5 protein-coding genes are annotated in these 2,296 nt (G+C 48.0%); 3 read left to right on the top strand and 2 right to left on the bottom strand.

Features of this window, described 5'->3' with window-relative positions; genetic code table 11:
- The 3 genes from DKW72_RS16170 to DKW72_RS16165 all read left to right on the top strand — a co-directional run.
- The coding region (locus DKW72_RS16170) for an RHS repeat-associated core domain-containing protein (RefSeq protein WP_157960524.1) at positions 1-945 on the top strand (945 nt) is incomplete at its 5' end.
- 6 nt (positions 946-951) lie between these two features.
- On the top strand, positions 952-1,488 hold the full coding sequence (locus DKW72_RS16465; RefSeq protein WP_157960523.1) for a hypothetical protein: 537 nt from the start codon (positions 952-954) through the stop codon (positions 1,486-1,488).
- Positions 1,489-1,510: 22 nt separating this feature from the next.
- Positions 1,511-1,831 (top strand): DUF6559 family protein, encoded by a 321-nt coding sequence (locus DKW72_RS16165; RefSeq protein WP_111643422.1) that lies wholly within the window; start codon positions 1,511-1,513, stop codon positions 1,829-1,831.
- Between the two features lie 151 nt (positions 1,832-1,982).
- Here the strand turns inward: DKW72_RS16165 and DKW72_RS16160 are convergent, their stop codons facing one another.
- The gene (locus DKW72_RS16160; RefSeq protein WP_232522443.1) at positions 1,983-2,084 is read right to left on the bottom strand and encodes a class II glutamine amidotransferase; all 102 of its coding nucleotides are present in this window, start codon (positions 2,082-2,084) and stop codon (positions 1,983-1,985) included.
- Positions 2,039-2,296: hypothetical protein (locus DKW72_RS16835; protein WP_232522444.1), on the bottom strand; the 258-nt coding region annotated here is incomplete at its 5' end. The genes DKW72_RS16160 and DKW72_RS16835, both read right to left, overlap by 46 nt.

Below are 2,296 nucleotides of genomic sequence, written 5' to 3'. Positions count from 1 at the left end.
GTTGGCAGCGGCTCTTACTGGCCACAACTGGATCAACCCTTTCGGGTAGCGCTCAAGCCGGATACCACGCGGGGCTACACGGATCATGAGCATTTGGATGAAGTGGGCTTGATTCACATGAACGGTCGGGTTTATGACCCCAAACTCGCCCGTTTCGTCCAGGCTGATCCGATTGTGCAGGACCCGAGGACTACCCGGAGCCTGAACCGGTACAGTTATGTGTGGAATAACCCACTCAATGCGACGGATCCGAGTGGGTTTATCAAAGAGGGCGAGGAAGAAGACGAGGATGAAGTGTACAAGTCCTCACTCATGATAAATGAAGACGAAGAAGTCGATCCTGACTTAGAGTTTAGTATTGAGTCTCAAGAAGGCACGTCGGACAATAGCCGAGGTAACGGTTCCAGAGAGTTAGATGGAAATATCGTCGTCCGCGCTAATCCGAACACAGGGAAGCAGACAGCTTCATGTGAAGACTGTAGAGGAAATGCGATGCTTCTGTCGCCTTCGGGAGACATACAGGATCCTGGTTCGGGCTCAAGGGTTGATCGATACAGAGCCGCGTATATACAAAGCCGAAGTCGGGCCGCAGGCAGGGCATTTGACAGGCAGTTGGCTGATGAGCGGAGTTCGTGGTTCAATCCAACTGATTCGAGAATTAATGCGTCGGCGGCAATGTATGGACACCAGCAAAACATGAATCAGTTGATGATGGGTTTGGGAGCATCGATGATTTTGCCTGTCGCAACCATGGGCTCTGCCACGTCTTGGGGTGCGTTAGCTCCACATGTTAAGCGTGAATTTATTGGTTTCGGCTTCGAGGTTTTAGCAGAGCTTGTCGACCCAAATGCTAAATTAGATACAAGTACTCGACCAAGAATAAGGTACGAGGACGTTCAGTCGATAAAGCCCAGAAGGGCACCTTACTATTTTCCAAGGAAATAACTCGCAATGTCTACAGATTCGTACAAGAAGTTTTTCAGGCGAGGGGTGTTGTTTTTGTCTGGGGCGCTGTTTGTTTCACTTGTTGTTTCGTATGTGGCATATTACGCATTCGAGTCAGTGGTTTTTTCGCTATTTTGTTTTTTTACTATCTGGTTCGTGTTTTATTATTTTTTTGGGGGGAGTGGATCTGTAAGAAGATCGAAAATTGATAGTGTTTTCGGTGGCAGGTTCTTAGGTTCTCAAGATATTCCGTTGGGTGATGGTCAAGCGGGTTGGCTAAAAGGCGTTGGCTATATCTCTGATATTAACCAGCCTGTATGGGTTAAAGTCGAGAGCGGTGGAATTGCTCTTTATTTTTTAGCAAAACGTCGATCTGCCCCATTTTTTGTACAATGGTCTGATGTTGGGAAAATCTATATACTTGATAGTGTCGGATTGGCACGAATCTACATTCGAGATGTTGATGATGAGGTTTTTGTTCCTTGGTCGGATTCATTTAACGATAGTGTTCCGGAATTCGTCGGGATCTCAAGAGGTTCGTGACTAGGTGTTGGGAGCGTAAGGTATGATTCTAAAGAAGTGGAGAAAAAAGAGGGCTGTTAGTAAGTATGTTTCTAAAGTGTCTATTTTGCTAAAAAAGGATTATGGGCCAAGTGATTCTTATACGGGTTCTCAGATTGAGAGTACGGTCATGAGATATCGGCTTGAAAGGAAATATTTAAATTATGCTTTGTTCCTGTTTGCATTTGAAAATTCTTTAAGCGAATTTTCTGATCGTGAAGATTTCTATGTGTATGAGGATCTTAAAAAAGGCAATCTTGATGGATCGGTATTTGATGTTAGTGGCTATCAGGGGGGTGGGTTCGGTTCAGGCGAAGGAGACTAGCCCGAATGTTGCACGAAGCTGGTCAAGCCACGGCGTAACCGCGTAAGCAAGTTCAGAGCGACTCTGTAAATTGAATTGTGTAAACGCTGGCTCCGCGAGAGTTCAAAAATTTGTGTCGAGGGTGTTCAAAAATCTGTGCGCGCAAGCGCCACTACCTGGGACGATAGATATCCCAGGTCTCATCGCTGGTGAGTGGCTCGGTGGCTATCACGCTGACAATATCGTTGGGTGTGGTTTCGGATTCGAAGTCCACCGCCACATCAGCGTATTTGAGGCGAGCGGGGCCGAAGGGCGCGGGGGCAGAGCCGTGAGCTCGGCTTTGGCTCTGGCTTCAACTCGCGGAATCTGGAAGAAAATTTCAGCTACGACACCCAGGACAACCTGATCAGCAGGGCGGGTATCACCCACCGCTACGGCACCCAGTGCAGCGCCAGCCAAAACGCCGGCCCCCACGCGCTTTGCCGA

Origin of the sequence: Marinimicrobium alkaliphilum, from assembly GCF_003259155.1 — a bacterium.
Classification (GTDB): Bacteria; Pseudomonadota; Gammaproteobacteria; order Pseudomonadales; family Cellvibrionaceae; genus Marinimicrobium_A; species Marinimicrobium_A alkaliphilum.
The sequence above is the reverse complement of the archived record's forward strand: the minus strand, read 5'-3'. Positions and strand labels throughout refer to the sequence as shown.